The 18,536-nt window shown below is 59.3% G+C and carries 16 protein-coding genes; 11 read left to right on the top strand and 5 right to left on the bottom strand.

Features of this window, described 5'->3' with window-relative positions; genetic code table 11:
- Positions 1 to 57: 57 nt before the first annotated feature.
- Positions 58 to 1,047 (bottom strand): rhamnose ABC transporter substrate-binding protein, encoded by a 990-nt coding sequence (gene rhaS, locus PWG15_RS01275; protein WP_275022699.1) that lies wholly within the window; start codon positions 1,045 to 1,047, stop codon positions 58 to 60.
- Between the two features lie 116 nt (positions 1,048 to 1,163).
- A complete protein-coding gene (locus PWG15_RS01270) occupies positions 1,164 to 1,976 on the bottom strand; it encodes a DeoR/GlpR family DNA-binding transcription regulator (protein WP_058323560.1) in 813 nt (270 codons plus the stop codon).
- Positions 1,977 to 2,178: 202 nt separating this feature from the next.
- Between PWG15_RS01270 and PWG15_RS01265 the strand changes: the two genes are divergently transcribed.
- The 7 genes from PWG15_RS01265 (at position 2,179) to PWG15_RS01235 (ending at position 9,149) form a co-directional block, all read left to right on the top strand.
- Positions 2,179 to 4,278, top strand: coding sequence for a bifunctional rhamnulose-1-phosphate aldolase/short-chain dehydrogenase (locus PWG15_RS01265; protein WP_275022698.1), 2,100 nt, complete (start codon positions 2,179 to 2,181; stop codon positions 4,276 to 4,278).
- 14 nt (positions 4,279 to 4,292) lie between these two features.
- Positions 4,293 to 5,588 (top strand): L-rhamnose catabolism isomerase, encoded by a 1,296-nt coding sequence (gene rhaI / locus PWG15_RS01260; protein WP_275022697.1) that lies wholly within the window; start codon positions 4,293 to 4,295, stop codon positions 5,586 to 5,588.
- 161 nt (positions 5,589 to 5,749) lie between these two features.
- Entirely contained in the window at positions 5,750 to 6,004 is a 255-nt protein-coding gene (locus tag PWG15_RS01255; RefSeq protein WP_065774463.1) for a GlsB/YeaQ/YmgE family stress response membrane protein, read from the top strand.
- A 145-nt stretch (positions 6,005 to 6,149) separates the two neighbouring features.
- On the top strand, positions 6,150 to 6,338 hold the full coding sequence (locus PWG15_RS01250) for a hypothetical protein (RefSeq protein WP_275022696.1): 189 nt from the start codon (positions 6,150 to 6,152) through the stop codon (positions 6,336 to 6,338).
- Positions 6,339 to 6,421: 83 nt separating this feature from the next.
- Positions 6,422 to 6,883, top strand: a complete 462-nt coding sequence (locus tag PWG15_RS01245; protein ID WP_275022695.1) for a YbaK/EbsC family protein — start codon at positions 6,422 to 6,424, stop codon at positions 6,881 to 6,883.
- 121 nt (positions 6,884 to 7,004) lie between these two features.
- Positions 7,005 to 7,391: a DUF930 domain-containing protein gene (locus PWG15_RS01240; protein WP_275022694.1), complete on the top strand. Its 387-nt coding sequence runs from the start codon at positions 7,005 to 7,007 to the stop codon at positions 7,389 to 7,391.
- Positions 7,392 to 7,901: 510 nt separating this feature from the next.
- Positions 7,902 to 9,149, top strand: coding sequence for a glycosyltransferase family 2 protein (locus PWG15_RS01235; protein ID WP_275022693.1), 1,248 nt, complete (start codon positions 7,902 to 7,904; stop codon positions 9,147 to 9,149).
- A gap of 117 nt (positions 9,150 to 9,266) precedes the next feature.
- Here the strand turns inward: PWG15_RS01235 and PWG15_RS01230 are convergent, their stop codons facing one another.
- A complete protein-coding gene (locus tag PWG15_RS01230; protein ID WP_275022692.1) occupies positions 9,267 to 9,485 on the bottom strand; it encodes a hypothetical protein in 219 nt (72 codons plus the stop codon).
- A 644-nt stretch (positions 9,486 to 10,129) separates the two neighbouring features.
- On the opposite strand from PWG15_RS01230, the gene PWG15_RS01225 reads away from it, so the two are divergent.
- From PWG15_RS01225 to PWG15_RS01210, 4 genes are all read left to right on the top strand, one after another.
- Positions 10,130 to 11,038, top strand: coding sequence for a nucleotidyltransferase and HEPN domain-containing protein (locus PWG15_RS01225; RefSeq protein WP_275022691.1), 909 nt, complete (start codon positions 10,130 to 10,132; stop codon positions 11,036 to 11,038).
- A gap of 540 nt (positions 11,039 to 11,578) precedes the next feature.
- The gene (locus tag PWG15_RS01220; RefSeq protein WP_275022690.1) at positions 11,579 to 13,198 is read left to right on the top strand and encodes a site-specific integrase; all 1,620 of its coding nucleotides are present in this window, start codon (positions 11,579 to 11,581) and stop codon (positions 13,196 to 13,198) included.
- Positions 13,199 to 13,397: 199 nt separating this feature from the next.
- Positions 13,398 to 14,267 (top strand): HipA family kinase, encoded by an 870-nt coding sequence (locus tag PWG15_RS01215; RefSeq protein ID WP_275022689.1) that lies wholly within the window; start codon positions 13,398 to 13,400, stop codon positions 14,265 to 14,267.
- Positions 14,264 to 15,184 carry a hypothetical protein gene (locus PWG15_RS01210; RefSeq protein WP_275022688.1) on the top strand — a complete coding sequence of 307 codons (921 nt, stop codon included), beginning with the start codon at positions 14,264 to 14,266 and terminating at the stop codon, positions 15,182 to 15,184. Before PWG15_RS01215 ends, PWG15_RS01210 begins: the two co-directional genes overlap by 4 nt.
- A gap of 74 nt (positions 15,185 to 15,258) precedes the next feature.
- Here PWG15_RS01210 and PWG15_RS01205 read toward each other — a convergent pair whose 3' ends face one another.
- Complete coding sequence (locus PWG15_RS01205; protein ID WP_275022687.1) at positions 15,259 to 16,440, bottom strand: GIY-YIG nuclease family protein; 1,182 nt, start codon at positions 16,438 to 16,440, stop codon at positions 15,259 to 15,261.
- Positions 16,433 to 18,496: a DEAD/DEAH box helicase gene (locus PWG15_RS01200; protein ID WP_275022685.1), complete on the bottom strand. Its 2,064-nt coding sequence runs from the start codon at positions 18,494 to 18,496 to the stop codon at positions 16,433 to 16,435. Before PWG15_RS01200 ends, PWG15_RS01205 begins: the two co-directional genes overlap by 8 nt.
- Positions 18,497 to 18,536 lie beyond the last annotated feature (40 nt).

Below are 18,536 nucleotides of genomic sequence, written 5' to 3'. Positions count from 1 at the left end.
TCCCCGCGAGCGGGGAGAGGGTGGCGGGCGGACGAGGGGCAATCACCGTTTCGCCGATCAGAAGATCTTGGCGAATTCCTCGACGTTCTTGGCGTCGTAGACGAACGGGTCGGCCATCGCGCCTTCGTTGTTGTCGTCGAGCTTGACCGCGCCCATGCGGCCCATCTTCAGTTCCGCGCCGGGCTTGGCTTCGGCACCGCCAATCAGGTCATAGGCGATCATCGTTGCCGAATAGCCGAGGTCGATCGGGTTCCAGATCGCGAAGGACTTGGAGGCGCCCGACTTGACGTGGCCGGCCATTTCCGAGGGAAGGCCGAGGCCCGTTACGTTGATCTGCCCGATCTTGCCGGCGTCGGTGACGGCCTGGGCCGCTGCGACGATGCCGACCGAGGTCGGCGCGATGATCGCCTTCAGGTTCGGATAGGACTGGATGAGGCCTTGCGTCTCGCGATAGGACTTGTCGGCAAGGTCGTCGCCATAGACGGTGGCCACGACATTGATTCCCTTGTAGTTGCCCTGGACCTTCTTCATCTCGGCGATCCAGGTGTTCTGGTTGGTCGCGGTCGCGGAGGCAGAAAGCACGGCGACGTCGCCACCCTCAGGCAGGTTGTCGGCGGCCAGCTTGATGATCATGTTGCCGATCAGCGGGTTCGACGACGGGTTGAGGTGCATCATGCGCCCGTCCTTGGCGACACCCGAATCCCAGGAGATGACCTTGATGCCGCGGTCCATCGCCTTCTTCAGCGCCGGCACCAGAGCATCGGTGTCGTTGGCGGAGACGGCGATCGCATCGACCTTCTGGGCAATCAGCGAGTTGATTACCTCGATCTGGCCCTCGGCGGTGGTCGAGGTCGGGCCGGTATAGATCACCTCGACATCGCCCAGTTCCTTGGCGGCTTCCTGGGCGCCCTTGTTGGCGGCCTCGAAGAAGCCGATGCCGAGCGCCTTGACGACGAGCGCGATCTTCTTGTTTTCCGCATGCGCGGCATTGGCCATCAGCGCCAGCGAAACCGCGGCCGTGACCATCAGTGACTTCAGGATCTTCATGCTCATTCCTCCCTTTGACCGGAGCGCAATCAGAGCGCATCCAGTACTGACTTCCTCCATTGGCAACGATCCGGCTCCCTTGACCGTGATCGCCACCTTCCCCTCTCCTCGCCGCTTCAGGCGGACGAGGATATGTTCTCCGCATCCGCGCCGGCCCTGGAGCTGGCCACGACCAGCCTCACCCCGGCATTTTCAAGCATCGCGGCATGTCTGTCCTCGATGCCCGAATCCGTGATCACGGTGGCGATCCGCTTCAGTCCGCAAAGGATGAGGCTCGACCGCTTGTGAAATTTCGACGAGTCGACGAGCACGACGAGTTCGTCGGCCTGGTCGATAAGCTTCTGCTCCGCCTGGATCAGAAGCGGATCCGCCTCCATGAGCCCGAGCGGGCCTAGCCCTTGGGCCCCCATGAACATGCGGCGCGCATAGAAATTGCGGGTCACGTCGTTGTCGAAGGGGCTCAGAATGATGTTCTGCTCGCGGTAGATCGTGCCGCCGGACAGCATCACCGTGTTCTTCGAGTGTTTCAGCAGGTGCTCGGCGATCGGGAAGGAATTGGTGAACACCTGCATCCGGCGATTGCTGAGGAAATGCACCATCTGGAAGGTGGTCGTGCCGCCGTTGATGATGATCGGCTCACCATCCTCGCAGAGCGCCACCGCCTCCTTGGCGATCGCCTGCTTCTCGCGGGCATGCAGCCCTTCATTGACCTTGAACGGCCGGCCGGCAAGCCCGACGAATTGCGGCGGATTGATCGCCTCCGCACCGCCACGAACACGGCGCAACTTCTTCTGCACGTGAAGCGCTGCGATATCACGCCGGATCGTCGCCTCGGAACTGTCGGTCAGATCGACCAGTTCCTGGACGGTGACGACGGGTTTTTCCTGAACCGCCGACAGAATGATCCGATGTCTTTCTTTCTCGTGCATGCGCTCCTCCGATGCCGTTCATGCTTCCATCACGATCGACCATTGTCAATCACAATCAATCATATTTTTTCATTGTGCAGCGCAATATGCGCGAACTTGATCGTTTTTGATTGACATTAACGCTCAAGCAATGTGATCTGATGCCAACCATATCTCTGCGCGGTCGCCAAGCCGCGCGGCATCAGACCGGGAGGAATTCGAGATGCTGGACAAGCAGCAGGGCGCACGACTTGCAAACCTTTGGGACGAGGCGAAGGCTGCCGGCATGAGCGAATCCGGGCGGCTGCTCTATCGCTCGAACCTGCTCGGTTCCGACAAGCGCATCACCAATTACGGCGGCGGCAACACCTCGGCCAAGGTGATGGAGAAGGATCCGCTCGGCGGCGGCACGGTCGAAGTGCTCTGGGTCAAGGGTTCGGGGGGCGACGTCGGCACGATCAAGCTCGACGGCTTTGCGACCCTTTATATGGACAAGCTCAACGCGCTGAAGACGATCTATCGCGGCGTCGCATACGAAGACGAGATGGTCGGCTACCTGCCGCACTGCACCTATAACCTCAACCCGCGTGCGGCCTCGATCGACACTCCACTGCACGCCTATGTGCCGAAGAAACACGTCGACCACATGCACCCCGACGCGATCATCGCGATTGCCGCCGCCAAGAACAGCCGCGAGCTGACGGCCAAGATCTTCGGCGACGATATCGGCTGGCTGCCATGGAAGCGCCCGGGCTACGAACTCGGCCTCTGGCTCGAAAAGTTCTGCCTCGAAAACCCCACTGCCCGCGGCGTCGTGCTCGAAAGTCATGGCCTTTTCACCTGGGGCGACACGGCGAAAGAAGCCTATGAGACGACCGTCGAGATCATCAACAAGGCGATCGCCTGGTTCGAAGCGGAGAACACCGCGCCTGCCTTCGGCGGCGCTGTGACGCCGGTGCTCGACGCCAATGTCCGCGCCAATATCGCTCGCAAGCTGATGCCCGTCATCCGCGGCCTGATCAGCGCCGACGAGAAGAAAGTCGGCCATTTCGACGACAGCCAGGCGGTGCTCGATTTCGTCTCGTCGAAGGATCTGAAACCGCTTGCCGCACTCGGCACCAGCTGCCCCGACCATTTCCTGCGCACCAAAATCCGACCGCTGGTGATCGATTTCGATCCGGCCAATCCCGACATCGAAGGTACGCTTTCTGGCCTGAACGAGGCAATCGCCGCCTATCGCGCCGACTATGCGGCCTATTACGAACGTTGCAAGCACGCCGACAGCCCCGCCATGCGCGACCCCAATGCGGTCGTCTATCTCGTGCCCGGCGTCGGCATGATCACCTTTGCCAAGGACAAGGCGACGGCCCGCATCTCCGGCGAATTCTACGTCAACGCCATCAACGTCATGCGCGGCGCGTCCGGCGTCTCCACATATGTCGGCCTGCCGGAACAGGAAGCCTTCGATATCGAATACTGGCTGCTCGAGGAAGCCAAGCTCCAGCGCATGCCGAAGCCGAAGAGCCTCGCCGGCCGGATCGCGCTCGTCACCGGCGGTGCGGGCGGCATCGGCAAGGCGACGGCCAACCGCTTGATGCAGGAGGGGGCCTGCGTGGTGCTTGCCGACATCGACGAGAGCGCACTTGCCGCCGCTGTGGCAGAGCTTTCAGCGCGTTACGGTAAGGATTTCGTGCGCTCGGTCAGCATGAATGTCACCAGCGAGGCGGCGGTCGAAGGCGGCTTCGCCGACACGCTGCTCGCCTTCGGTGGCCTCGACATTCTGGTTTCCAATGCGGGCCTTGCTTCCTCCGCCACGATCGAAGACACGACGCTGGCGCTCTGGAACAAGAACATCGAGATTCTGACCACCGGCTACTTCCTCGTCTCCCGTGAAGCCTTCCGTATCTTCCGGCAGCAGAAGGCCGGCGGCAATGTCGTCTTCGTCGCCTCCAAGAACGGCCTTGCCGCCTCCCCCGGCGCATCCGCCTATTGCACCGCCAAGGCGGCCGAGATCCACCTTGCCCGTTGCCTGGCACTTGAGGGTGCATCGGCTCAGATCCGCGTCAACGTCGTCAACCCCGACGCGGTGCTGCGCGGCTCGAAGATCTGGACCGGCGAATGGAAGGAACAGCGCGCCGCCGCCTACAAGATGGATGTCGACGATCTCGAAGCGCATTATCGCGAGCGCTCTATGCTGAAGCTCAGCGTCTTCCCGGAGGATATCGCCGAGGCGATCTATTTCCTTTCGTCCGACATGTCGGCGAAATCGACCGGCAACATCATCAATGTCGACGCGGGCAACGCCCAGTCCTTCACCCGCTGATCGAGGAGCGATCCATGACCACCACCATGATCAGCCAGACAACGGTCGAGGCAGAGAACGAAAGCCGTCTTGCGGCACTTCGACGGGATTACGAGAGCCTTGGTGAGCGGCTCGATCGCCGGGGAATCGCAATAGACGCCATCAAGAACAAGGTCGCCGCCTATGGCGTCGCCGTTCCCTCCTGGGGCGTCGGCACCGGCGGCACACGCTTTGCCCGCTTTCCCGGCAAGGGCGAGCCACGCAACATCTTCGACAAGCTCGAAGATTGTGCCGTCATCCAGCAACTGACCCGGGCAACGCCGACCGTGTCGCTGCACATTCCCTGGGACAAGGTGTCGGACCTTTCCGCGCTGAAGCAGAAGGGCACATCGCTTGGTCTCGGCTTTGACGCAATGAATTCCAACACGTTTTCCGACGCGCCAGGCCAGGAGCATTCCTACAAGTTCGGCTCACTGTCGCATAGCGACGCCGCAACGCGCGCCCAAGCGGTGGACCACAATCTCGAATGCATCGAGATCGGCCGGCAACTCGGCTCCAAGGCGTTGACGGTTTGGGTCGGCGACGGCTCCAATTTTCCCGGCCAGAGCAACTTCACCCGCGCCTTCGAGCGTTATCTCGATGCAATGAAAGCGGTATATGCGGCGCTTCCGGATGACTGGCGGGTCTATACCGAGCACAAGATGTTCGAGCCGGCGTTCTACTCGACCGTGGTCCAGGACTGGGGCACCAACTACCTCATTGCCCAGGAACTCGGCCCCAAGGCCTTCTGCCTCGTCGATCTCGGCCACCATGCGCCGAACGTCAATATCGAGATGATCGTCGCCCGGCTCATCCAGTTCGGCAAGCTCGGCGGCTTCCACTTCAACGATTCGAAATATGGCGATGACGACCTCGATACGGGCTCGATCGACCCCTACCGCCTGTTCCTCGTCTTCAACGAGCTGGTGGACGCAGAAACGCGCCGGGCCAAGGGCTTCCAGCCGGCGCATATGCTCGACCAGAGCCACAACGTCACCGATCCGATCGAAAGCCTGATGACGAGCGCGACCGAGGTCTGCCGCGCCTATGCGCAAGCGCTGATCGTCGACCGTCAGGCGCTTCAAGGCTATCAGGACGACAACGACGCCCTGATGGCAAGCGAGACGCTGAAGGCCGCCTTCCGCACCGATGTCGAGCCGATCCTTGCGATGGCGCGGCTTGAGAACGGCGGCGCGGTGGCGCCGGTCGCGGCCTATCGCAAGAGCGGCTACCGCGCCAAGGTTTCGGCCGAACGCCCGGCCGTAGCCGGCGGCGGCGGCGGTATCATCTGACAGGTGTGCCTCGACAGCCCCTTAAGCGTGGCGGCGCAAGCGCCGCCACGGGTGTTTTGCGACCGGCACAAAAAAATCGCAACGCGATGAAATTGCCCCCTATCTGATTTGAAATCCTGATCTATCTTTCCCTTGAAGGTCTAACGGAAAGGGAACCATTCATGGGCATCGAAAGCATCCTCGTATTCCTGATCGTCGGCGCAATCGCAGGCTGGCTCGCCGGTCTCATCGTCAAAGGCTTTGGCTTCGGCCTGATCGGCAACATGGTGGTCGGCATCATCGGCGCTTTCATCGCTGGTTTCCTCTTCCCGGCGATCGGCATCAGCCTCGGCAGCGGTATTCTTTCGGCCATCCTGCACGCCACGATCGGCGCCGTCATCCTTCTGGTGCTGATCCGGATCGTCAAACAGGCCTGACCGCGCGCCGTTCGACGGCACTAGACTTGGCGCACGGGACGCCCCCATGGCCGTTCCGTCTGGACGCGCGAAGGGGGCTGTAGCACTGTGATCTGCTGGCCGGATCACCGGGCGGGATGTCTTACATTGCCAGACGGAGGCGAACATGAACGCGCTTTACACCGACAAGATCGAGACTGCGCTCAGGTCTTTCATCGCCGATCACCCAGGAACGCTGTCACGGGATCAGGCGATCGCCACAATCCTTGAGAACTGGTTCACCAGCCATGGCTATCTGCCGCCCGGGCAGGAAGGCCTGCGCCCCGAAGACCTTGACGCCTCCAACGACGACTGAGAGATTTGCCCTCCCGAAGCCGAACGCCGGCTGTTCGCGACGCGGCTGATCGCCATCGCTTTCAATAACGTGAATCCTTCGCCATGAGCCTGACCTCCGTCAAAGACTTCTTTTCCCAGCATGCCCCAGATATCGACGTCATCGAGCTTCAACAGAGCACCGCCACGGTTGCGCTGGCGGCAGAAGGCCACGGTGTCGAGCCCGCGCAAATTGCCAAGACCTTGGCGCTTCGTGTCGGCGACGATGTGATCCTCATCGTCACGCGCGGCGACGCCCGCCTCGACAACAAGAAGTACAAGGCCCGCTTCGGCACCAAGGCCCGCATGCTCGGCTTCGATGAGGTGGAGGCGGAGACCGGCCACCCGGTGGGCGGCGTATGCCCCTTCGGCCTTGCCAAGCCGCACAACATCTATTGCGACTTGTCGCTCAAGGCCTATGACATCGTGGTGCCAGCCGCCGGTGCCACCAATGCAGCGGTACACATCAGCCCCGCCCGCATCGTCGAGCTGACCGGGGCCGAATGGATCGATGTATCGGAAACGTAGTTCAACGTTTCGGAAATTTGACCTGCCTTGGAATGGCCACAAAGCTTAACTGAAACCGCAGGCGCGTCCCGGGGTGATTTGCCGGGTCCGGTTCTTTTCCATTGTCAGGAGTCCGTCGAGCATGAAGACAATCGCGTACCCGCTCATCTTCGCCGCCACATTTTCGCCGGCGCTGGCGATGGATCAGTCCCTGGTACGCCAGTTCGAAAAGCTCGATCCGCAGACCCGGCTGGAACAGCGGTGCGACACCGAGGCGATGGAGCGCATCAACGCCGACAAGTCGACCTTCAAGCCGGACAAGGTGATCGCCTACACCTTCGCCGAGCCGGTCGTGAAGGAAGACAAGATGAAGGCGCCGGGCGCAGTCTTCCGCAGCAAGGGCGAATGGTACAAGCTGAAGTTCAAGTGCCGCACCGACGCTGAGCACCTGGATGTCCTGTCGTTCGAATACAAGATCGGCGAACTCGTGCCGCACGAGAACTGGGACGAGTTCTACCTCTACCCCTGACGGGAGCGCCAGCCGAAGCTTTGGCCGTCGCTTAGAGAACGGCCATCAGAAACAGCAGCGAGCCGAGCGACAGCGCGGCGATGATGCTCATCAGCATCTTCATCATATGGGCTGCCATCTCGTACATCCTTCTCTCTGCCCCCAGGAATGAACGAATGCGTCTGCTTTCGGGCAGGCGGCCCGATGAAGATCGGATCGAGCGCCATTGCTACAACCATCGAGGTTGCGCCAGCATGGTTAACAAAACACTAACAAGAGCCCTGTTCACCCTCCGCACCGCTGCGGCCTGAGCGGTCTTTATTCAAGACAAGGCTCACGCAAGATCGAGGCGGAATAAGGAGCGTAGGATCGGCCTCCTCCGCGCGCTGCCCCTTGCGCCTTGAGGCGTCCGGTCCCTGCCGTTGCATCGCCAGCCACCGCTGTTTCTTTGCGCCGGCATGCAGCAAACGGGGCGCGGCCGGCGGTCTGCCGAAGGCCCGCTATCGCATGTGACTGACAATGGAGAGGCGAGTGAGCCAGGTTAAGCTGAGCATCTGCATTCCCACCTATAACCGCGCGCCCTTCCTCGAAAAGACGCTCGGCTACTTCATCGAGCTCTACCAGTTCTCCTTCAAGTACGAGATCATCATTTCCGACAACGCCTCGACCGACGGCACGAAGGAGATCGTCGATCGCTTTGTCGCCAAGGGTTTGCCGATCCGCTATTTTCGCCAGTCGGAGAATTTCGGCGCAATTCCCAACGTCATCAGCGCCGTCAGCCGCGCGGTCGGCGAGTACACGATCTACCTCGCCGATGACGACGTGCTCATCAACGAGGGCTTGCGAGAGGCAATTCGCTATCTGGATCTCAACCCAGAAGTGACGGTGTGCTTTGCACCCTGGTACACCCATGACGAGGTTGACGAACGTGATAACGCGCCATTCTTCTCGGTCGACAAGGATACCAAGTTCAAGAAACGGGAATTCGAGCCGGTTTTCGATTTTCTCGTCGACCGGCATGTCTTTCCCGAGATCGGCATTTACCGGACCTCGGCGCTGCGCTCCGCCTGGGCGCCGCGGCACTTCGCCTATTGGGCCTTCTCCTACCTCGCACATTTCCTGGAACTGGGCGCCGTCACCTTCCTCAAGAAGCCATTCTATCGCCAGGTGATACGCTCCAAGATCGTCCGCGATCGTCCACAGGCCGGCCACGCCGAAACGCTGACCGGATGGGATACCTATCGCGGCGGTCTCGAGTACTTCATCTATAGCGGCGCCAAACGCGGTGCCGTCAAGCTGACGCCTGATCGGCGCGCCTACTTCGATGCGCAGATCAGGGACTTCACCATGGTCCGCATGAGCGTCGCCCTGCGCATGTGGGTGCTGAAGAAAGACTACGTTCGCGCCTATGAGCTCTATACGCGGCTGATGCTGGGCGGCTTCGAGCACCATCCCGACGTGCAGCAGGCAAGAGGGGCGCTGCCCCTCATGGTCGCACTTCAGACCGTCGCCTGGCACACGAACGCGATCGCGGAAATCGATCGGCTTGTTCTTCATGGCGTCGACGACCCTGGCGCGATCGAGGCACTGTTGCGCGAACTCGGCCTGCGCTCCGAAATCGCTGTCGTGCCGTCAACAACACAATTGACGGCGGATGAGGTCGCCCGCACCGCGGTGTTCATTACCGCCGATAGCGACCGCAAGCATTATCTGCGCAACGGCCACCCGCCGAACATGGTGGTCAGCGAGGGCGATATTCTCAGCCATGTGCTGACCTAACATAAAAGGGCGCCACGGCGCCCTTCGTTGTTTTCGTGATGCAATCGCCTGAGAGGCAGATCTGCAGCCGGTGGCCAACAGCGTCCCGGCCAATAGGCCTCCTCTCGCATGATCTTCCTACTTGCGCATGATGCCCTTGTAGTAGGAGCCGTTTCTCGGCGGCGGGCGGTTTACGGTCTTTCCGGGCGGATTGTATTTCTCGCTTCGGTGGCCTTCGTTGACCGGCGTCGGTGACACGCCCTTGTAGTAGCTGCCGCCCGCGAAGGCAGGAGCGGATGCGCCCGCGATCGTTGCCGCGACGAGAGTTGCTAAAGAGAGCCTGGCAAATTTACGCATTTCTAATCCTCGGTTGACCCTGCCACGGCCCTGTTTTTGTTGTGGTTTCGCGGCATCGATTACGCGACGAGACGCTCGTCGCTCAGGTCCTCCCGGGCGTGAGAATATGCGGAAGCTGCGACGCGCATGTAACGCAGGTAACAGCGGTAAATCCCCGCCTTCAGTAGGACGGAGGATCAATGCTAGCTCAGAGGCCGGCCGGAACGGCTTCGCCGCACTAGAGTATTCGACTGGTGTGTCCTCGTCATCGCGCTCTCTTCGCGACTGCGTGATCAATCAACGGATAAGCAGCGGGATGTTCTGTGTCGGAGCGCGCGCGGTTCGCTCGTGCTGCACCGGCTACACCATTCCAATCATGCCGACGTGGTTGCGCGGGGAACTGCCGGTGCACCACACATATGACGGGAGTAAAGGTCTTCGACGACATTCTCGTTGCGGCGTTGTTTCGTGTCGCTATCAGCGACGAAAGTCCTGAACATTCACCAGCAGACCGGATGATCGTGCTGCGACAGGTAGCGGCCGGCGCGGCTTCACAACACCCGCGCGCCTTTGTGGCTTGCTTCCCACTGGTGTAACATCGGTTCATACCATACGTTTGATTTGACGATCGTTTCCATCGGACCCCGCCTTATTTTACCGCTATGATGAAATCATCTCTCGATCATGTGCCACCACGCAAGCAGCGAGAGCTCGCGCGTGCCGTGGAGATCCTGCATGAGGAGTTCGAGGATGCGCTGAAGGAAGGAACAGCTGACTTTAAGAAGCGCGGCAGGATCCTAAAGATTCTGCTTTTCGGTTCCTATGCCAAGGGCGGTTGGGTTGATGAGCCCTTCACCATGAAGGGCTACCGATCCGACTTCGACCTGCTGATCATTGTCAACAACCGCAAGCTCTGCGACTACGCGGAGTATTGGAACAAAGCCGCCGACCGGCTGATCCACGACCCGTCGATCGAAACGCCTGTGAGCTTCATCGTCCATTCCAGGCGCGAGGTGAATACGTATCTCAAGGAGGGACAGTACTTCTTTTCCGATATCCGCCGGGAAGGCCTCGTCCTCTATGAGCTTGACGACGAGCCGCTGGCGGAGCCGAAGCCGCTGACGCCCGAGGAACGGTTGCGCGTGGCACGGGGGCATTTTGGTCACCGTTTCTTGGCGGCTAAAGAGTTCTTTGATTGGGCGGAATTTTCACGGAACAAGCATTCCGGGGAGCGGGCCTCATTCGCGCTGCATCAATCTATCGAGCAGGCATATTCCTGCGTGCTGCTGACGCTCACCAACTACGGCCCGCCGTCCCACAATATCAAGTTCCTCCGCTCGCTCGCGGAGGAACAGGACCGTCGCCTCGCAAATGCTTTTCCCCGCGACGAGCATCGCGAACGGGCTTGGTTCAGTACGCTGAACGAAGCCTATGTCAAAGCGCGCTATTCGAAGCATTTCGAGATCAGTGAGGAAGCCCTAGCCTGGCTTCAAGCGCGTACTGCCGAATTGCTCAAGCTGGTGGAAGCTGTTTGCACGGAATACCTTGATAGGCTGCAACGATATTCCGCATGAAGAAGGCGTTGAGTTGGTTCTCGGAACCATGTCTAGACCCTTCCACTGGACGCTCCTGGGCATCGCCCGATTTGACCAAGAATCATATCAGCCGGGCTTCCAGTTCCACCTTTGTCTCGAATCGTGCAGGACGTCTGAGATGCGACGGGGATAGCGGCGAATCAAACTGAAAATTGTTTGGAAACGATATGAGATTCCCAAGAGATGGGACCTGCCAGCCACCTGGCATCATCAAAATCTCGTAACTATCTGTATTTTGTTTCCGAGTAAATAATGGTGCCCGGAGGCGGATTTGAACCACCGACACGCGGATTTTCAATCCTACTGCCTAGAATTCAAAATAGGTTGACAACCCCCTGCCTGCCAACAGAAACAGATGGCGAAAGCATTGTAATACAAAGATATTGTCAACACTTGAAGGCATTAATTTAGATTTCTCTAAAATAAAAACCTCCGCCACAAAAAGCCTTGTCAACCAATTTTAAAACGGTAGAGAAGCGGTAGAGAACGGTAGGTGTTTTAGAGGGACAAACGAAGGGTATGGCGACAGAGAAACTGACACTGGAAGACCACCACGTCCGCAACGCAGCCTACAAGGCAGAGAAGGAAGGGTTCGGGAAAGACATCACCATCCAGGCTGATGCCAAGGAGACTGGCCTTAGGCTCCAGATGCAGGGCAAGACCGCAGCGTGGGTCGTGCGCTTCCGAAACTCGTCCGTCACCATTGGGTATGTCTACCCGGAGAATGACCGACGTCTCACAGCGCTGTCGAAGGTCAGAGAACTGGCCAGAGCAGTCCGGTCGATACTAGCCGACAATGGCGAGGATACAGATCAGGCCAAGGCATTCCTCGCGGTGTACTACGGCAAGAGCAAGGGCAAGGGTGACGTACGGAGGGCGGCCGCCGAACTCATCGAGCGCGACGAGGCTGCACGCAAGGCGGCAGAGGAGGAAGCAGCGCGGCCAACGACATGGACGCTGCGCGAATGCGTCGAGGAGACTATTCGGGCGAAGACCGATCCCGCAACCAGGGAGACGGACCGCATTGGGGACAATACCGTGAAAGACTACAGGCTAACTTTCAATCGGCCGGCATTCTCCAAACTAATGGATTTCCCCGTCGTCAGCATTACACGAGGCGATATCGAAGAGGTCAGAGACGAAGTCAGGCGGACTGTCGGAAAATCTCCGGCAGGCGCGATGAAGGTCGTGACCTACTTCCGTGCGGTAATGACGTGGTGCGCCCAGAACAATTCGAGCAAATCCGGTCTTGTCGGCGACGCGTGGTGGAACATGGTCACGGCACCTTACGAGATCAAGCCCCGGGAACGCCGCCCGGAGATCGAGGCGATCGTGTCGACACTCATCCTCGCCGAACAGTATCTCGACAAACCGCTTCCGGGACGCGCCCAGAGGATCGCAGGCGTGGGGCACGCCACTCTTTCCGGCCTCTGGTGGCTCGTACTGACGTGCCAGCGCGCAAATGCGGGAATGTCCTTGCTCGGCCACGACGTGGTTGACGACAAGGTAGAGGGATGGAAACTGGCGGCGTGGTCGAAGGATGTCATGAAGGCCGGACGGGCGCATGCGCTTCCGATCCCGACGGAGGCCTGGGAGATGGTCGACAGGTTCAGGTCGAAGGGCAAGCACGGCGCGGACACGCAGGAATGGGCATTCCCGTCGGAACGCAAAAAAGGAAAGGTTCACGTTTCAGCGTCGGGTGTCTACCGCGTCCTATACCGACTGGCGGGCCGCGACGAGTTGATTCAGGACGTCGAGCGTGAAAGGATGAAGGCGATCCCTCGGCGAACGGAACGCCAAGACCTTTTGGCGGAGGCGGGTATCGACTGGTGGAGCCTTCAGGACCTCCGCCGTGCGATCACCAAGGCCCTCGACGAAGCGGGCATTCCTGGCGGCGCGTCCGTCATCCTTGCTCACGAGGTTAAGGAGAAAGAAGCCTTGGCGGTTACCGCCACTGAACGTCAGCGCGCCGACTTCTTGCGGCAACGGCAGGCGAAGGTGACGCAATTGGCCTATGGCGGCGCGCAGCACCTCGCTCTCAAGCGCGAAGCTATCAAAGTCTGGTGTGACGCCGTTCTAGGTGAGTACGCCCGCCAGAAGGGTCTCGGCACCAGCGAAAAGCAAGTAGACGCCGCCTGACCTCACCAGTCGGCCTGCCCGGCGCTAGGTGTTGATCCCGGTTGGCCCGCAATGCCGATTGTCGGGACCGTCAGAATATGAACTCCGCTCGGCTGTTTAGGCAGGCCTCGCCTCAGCCCTAAAGCACGGCGTCGGCTCTCGCAATTCGGTTGGAAGTTCGGCGTTCTCTTCAACCGTTGACTGCAGCTGGACTCGACCGATGACCGACCATTTATTGGGAGACGACCAGCTTGAAAAAGCCCGCAAAGGTTGCGATACCTGCGTAGGGGGTGGCTGCATGACAACAATAAAGCTCGCGACCGTTCTTAAAGGGGCGATCGGTTTCAAGGAAGGTAACGTCAATGAAACCTTTCGGGGGCAAGTACTTCTTGACGATGGCGCTGTAAGGCAGGCCGTGATCAAGGACCTGGACCTCATACAGCTTTGCAACGAACTGTTGGCTCATTCGTTGGCTCGGCGGGTCGGACTGCCAATACCCGACTGCTTTCTTGGCTTGGTAAGACAGGATGTGCTGGCAACGAATGTCGCGCCTTCACTCTCAGACGGGGCGCGTCTCGTTTTTGTGAGTGTTGACGTGAAGGTTCCGAATGTTACCTACCGATGGACTGGCTCGGATGTCGCTGGACGTAAAGCGCTTCTCGATCAGATAATTAAATGGGGCGATTTAGGTCACCTATACGCATATGATGCGTGGATTGCGAACATAGATCGCCATCCTGGCAACCTTTTGTTGGGTGGCAAAGATGAAGTATGGCTTATTGATCATGGTCATAGTTTCACCGGTCCAAACTGGCAGCCTCCGCAGCTGGACCCGAATCAAGAATATGCAAACAGGCTATCTGATTGGTTGACCGGTCATCTCTCCACAGACCAGAAGGCTAGCCGTGCCCAAGAGGCTAAGAATCTCTCTGACGGACTCGGTAACGTGGATTTTGCGGAAGTTTCCGCCGCGAGCCTAATCTCAAAGCTGCTTCCGGCGACGCATCTAAGCGCGTTGGAAGCGTTCTTGGAGAAGCGCATACTAAAAGTGCCCGCGCACGCATGTAAGGCGTTGGGTGTTCTGACATGAGCAACGTTGCTATAAGTTCCTCGATCTTCCCAATGCTGACTACGAGTGTCCAGGCCAATTGGGCACCTATTCTCCTTACCCCTATCGTCGGGTCGTATGAGCGTTTTGTAGTCGGAGTGGCGGCAGTCAATGAGACAGGATTTCATCTTGAACTTGCGAACTCGCTTGATCGATTGAAATGCTTCTATGGCGAGGACGCCGTCAGCATTACGAACGCCATACATATTGCCGGAGATTATCTGCGTCACGACTTGGCTAGGCGGTCTCACGAGGCGCTCATCAAGCCTGATCCCGCGGTAACCGGGATCACGGTGGGCGAGTTGAGGGAGGGAGAAGGCGCTAGCCTGCAAGCGATCGCTCAAAGTTGGATTGCCGCCCTTTCGTCTCTGTATGCTCAGGGTTCTGCAAGCTTCGTGGCCGTCGATTTGGAGGAAATTGCAACTGAGTCTGAAGCCTCTGGTGATCGCCTCCCGTTCATGGTTTGCGAGTATGTTAAGAGCCAGCGAGACGGGCTCGCGCGCTTCTTCAGTCCCGACCTTGTGGCAGGTAATGGCCGTCGGAGCCGGCGATCCAACCAGGAGCCTGTGATTGATTATTCAGGGTCGCGCCTAGTCGCAAATTTCGGCACCTTGCGCGTTTCGGCTTTATCCCGGTCATTCGAGCTCGTGAAACTGCGTCTCTGGGACCTCAACACAGTGCAGGTACGCGAACGGGACACAATGCTCCACCGAGACTATGAATTGATTCTGCAGCGTCCGGGAAGGAGCGATCCGCAAGTCAGTGACAAGCAGTGGCAAAAACTCGACAGCGCTCTCCAAGAACTTGAAGAACAGGCGGACGAGAAAAAGCTCCGACTCCGTCCGATGGAAACCGTCGGAGAAATTGGCGATCACGTTCTTCGGCTAGAGGCGGCTTAGTCGGAGCATTGGCCCAGGCACGACACCATGTCTTCCGTGGGCCGCGCATTGGAACGGCTGCAAGAGCCAGGGTCTTAGCGCGCTAACTTCAACCTTGCCTCGGCGGGGTCATACTCATACCCCGTGATCGTGCCGTCCTTCACCTTCTCCACCACCTCGTCGATGACATACAGCGGCACTAGATACCACTCCTCCGGTTTCACCGGATTGCCGAAGCGATCCTTGATCGTAAGGTCCAGGCGCGCCGGGGAGAGTACTCGATGCAGCACATGCTCCAATTTGGTCCGGTTGATGTTGAACAGCTTGTATTCGGCGATTATCTCGACGTCGGCGAGAAGGTAAGTCGATTGAAGACGCGCTCCAGCGATCCGCTGTTCGACGGACATGTTGGTGACGCCTACCTTGTGAACGAGGTCTCGATTTGCCACCACCATCGGATGGTCGGAATGGCTGCGCAAGACATAGATCGTCCCGCTCTCGATGTCGCCGTCTGTCTTCTGTCCGGAGAAGAGCGGTCCCGCGATGGGGTCTGTAATTCTGCGGCCGGCATCGTCCTTGTTGAGCGCGCGTTGAAGAGAACGCATGAGCATGTTGCTCTCGGTGCCGTTGTCGAAGATTACGCGTAGTCTCGCGTCGGTTCGTCCATGCTCCGTAAGGAACTGTTCGCCCATTTCCGCGACATAGGCCTTCTGTCCGCCGACGATGAACCAGGCACCCGGTTGGATTTCTGCCTTCAGCTCGAACGGACGCGTCTGCCGAACTCCGGACTCCAGGTCCTGCTGCACTCGCGCGAACAGGGATTTGAAAGTTTCGAAGTCTTCGCAAATGCTGCGGTTGGCAACCTCCTCGGCAGCGCGGACCTCGGTCCGTGGTTTCACATGGGTGAGGTTCGTGAGGTCTACATCGCCGACCGGTTCGACACCCAGTTCGGCAAGCAGGACGTCGTCATCGAGGTCTTCGATTTCATTCTTGGGCGCTGTGGCCGCTGCCAGCAATCCGTACCGGTCGTATTCCTGAAGCAGCGCGCGGCAGTCGTCCTGCTCGCGCAGCCGATCAAGCTGGACGGCATACAGGCGTTCGAAGATGTCGCGCGATTCACCGTGCTGGGGGACACGGCCATGCTCTTCCCAGAACCGCATGATGTCTTCAAATCCGGCAATGATGCGTTCCTCGCGCGGCGTTCTGGCAGTCTGCTTCTTGGCCTCCGGTGCCGCATCAAGTTCGGCAAGAAGGTCTTCGTCGGAAATATCAACCATTGTGCTTCTGCTCGACATAGCGTTTCAATGCCGCGACGCCCTCGGCCAGCCGCTTCTCCCATGCATCCTGGGAAGTTATGTCCGGCGCGCGGCCACGTTCTTCCTTGAACTTGCGGGCTCGAAGTGCGAGATCGCGCGCCTCTTCGTAAGGGATGCTAACCTTCTTGCTTGCGATTACCGCGGCGACTTGTTTCAAGGTCTGTTCGCTCAGGGACTTCGCCAGGATCGAATAGGCAGCTTCGAACGGGTTGATCCGGTCGATCATGTCGATATCGAGACTACGGACGTCCATGGCAAATTTCCGGACCCCGTCGATCAGCGCCGATCCGCCTTTCAACTGTCCGGCATCTTCCATTTCCGCCGCAATCGCCTTTGCCTTCTGAGTCAAGTTCAAGGCGGCGATGGCATGCTGCCGTATGGCTTCCTGATCGACGTCGCTGAGCTCTGGATAGCGCTCCTTGACTATCTTGCCCATGCGGACCTGCGTCAATTCCTCTGGCACGGTCTCGTCATCGAACAAGCCCTTTTCCAGGGCGGGCTTGTCCTGCACGAAGGCGGTGATCACCTCATTAAGGTCTTCCTGGCAAATACGCTTGGCCTCGTTGCTCTGCGGCGTGACAAGGCCGTTAATCTCGAAATGAAACTGGCCCGTCGCCTCGTTGAAGCCAACATTCGTGCCCTTGGGGTCATATCCCTTGTCGCCATAGTCGAAGTCCGGCAACGGGCCGCTCTCGGCATTCTTGGGCGTGAAGTTGAATCGCGGCGCTAGAACCTGTTCCATCAGGAGGCTCGCGGCGATGGCCTTTAGCGTATCGTTGACTGCATCGACCACAGCCTCTTCGCTCGCGTCCGGTTCGGCGATCAGGTTCGTGAAGCGCGCCGAGGTCTTGCCGGGGGCGTCGCGTGTGGCGCGACCGATGATCTGGATGATTTCGGTGAGGCTGGCGCGGTAGCCGACCGTCAGCGCGTGCTCGCACCATATCCAATCGAAGCCTTCCTTCGCCATGCCGAGCGCGATGATGATGTCGACATGATCACGGTCGTTGCGGTGCGCGGGGTCTTTCAATGCGGAAACGACCTTGTCACGCCGCGCCGGCTCGTCGTCCACCAGGTCAGCGACTTTGATGAGACGCCCGTCGGGAAGCCGGACGCGGTGGAACCCCGTCGCGGGGTCTTCACCCTCCCAATTGCCGAGTGCATCCATGATCTCGTTGACTTCCTTCACCTTGTCCTTCGTGCTTTCCCGCGAATTCACGTTCGGGATGTGCACGATGGTCTTGAGGCTCGGGTCGAGCACTTCGGTGATCGCGTCAAGGTAACGGCCGGAATAGAAATAGTAGCCTATATTCAGAGACTTCAGGTAATCGTAGCCGTTGAGCTGTTCATAGTACGTATAGGTGACGGTGACGAACTTCGACTCGTCCTGCGGCGCAAGCACGGCTTCGGCGTCGCCGCGAAAGTAAGACCCCGTCATTGCGACCAGGTGCACCCTGTCGCGGGACAGGAACTGTCCGAGTTGCGCGCCGAGCTTGTTGTCCGGGTTCGCCGAGACATGGTGGAACTCGTCCACGGCGATGAGGCAATCGTCGAAGGCTTCGACGCCGAGTTCCTCGACAGCGAACCGGAATGTTGCATGGGTGCAGACCAAGACCCGATCATCACTTTCTAGGAACTGACCGACGGCCTTGACCTTGGACCTCGCCACGGACGAATTGTCGATGCCCGCGACGTTGCAGAGGTTCCACTGGGGCTTCACTTCCCAGTCGGCCCAGAACCCGTATTTCGACAGCGGCTCGTCGGCGAAGCTGCCGCCGATCGACCGTTCCGGAACGACGATGATGGCCTTGCGGACGTTCTGGTTATGGAGTTTGTCGAGCGCGATGAACATCAGGGCGCGCGACTTGCCCGACGCCGGAGGCGACTTGATCAGCAGGTATTGCTCGCCACGATGTTCGTAGGCCCGTTCTTGCATAGTGCGCATGCCGAGTTCGTTCGCTTTGGTGGAAGCGCCTGTCCCGGCGGTGCGCATGGAAACGGAAGGGATGGTTTTGGTCATGGCTACTTCATCCATCTGACGTTCAAGGTTTAGACGGGAC

The organism is Ensifer adhaerens (assembly GCF_028993555.1).
GTDB lineage: Bacteria > Pseudomonadota > Alphaproteobacteria > Rhizobiales > Rhizobiaceae > Ensifer > Ensifer adhaerens_I.
Note: the sequence above shows the minus strand (reverse complement) of the source record. Positions and strands in the feature narration are given on the sequence as shown.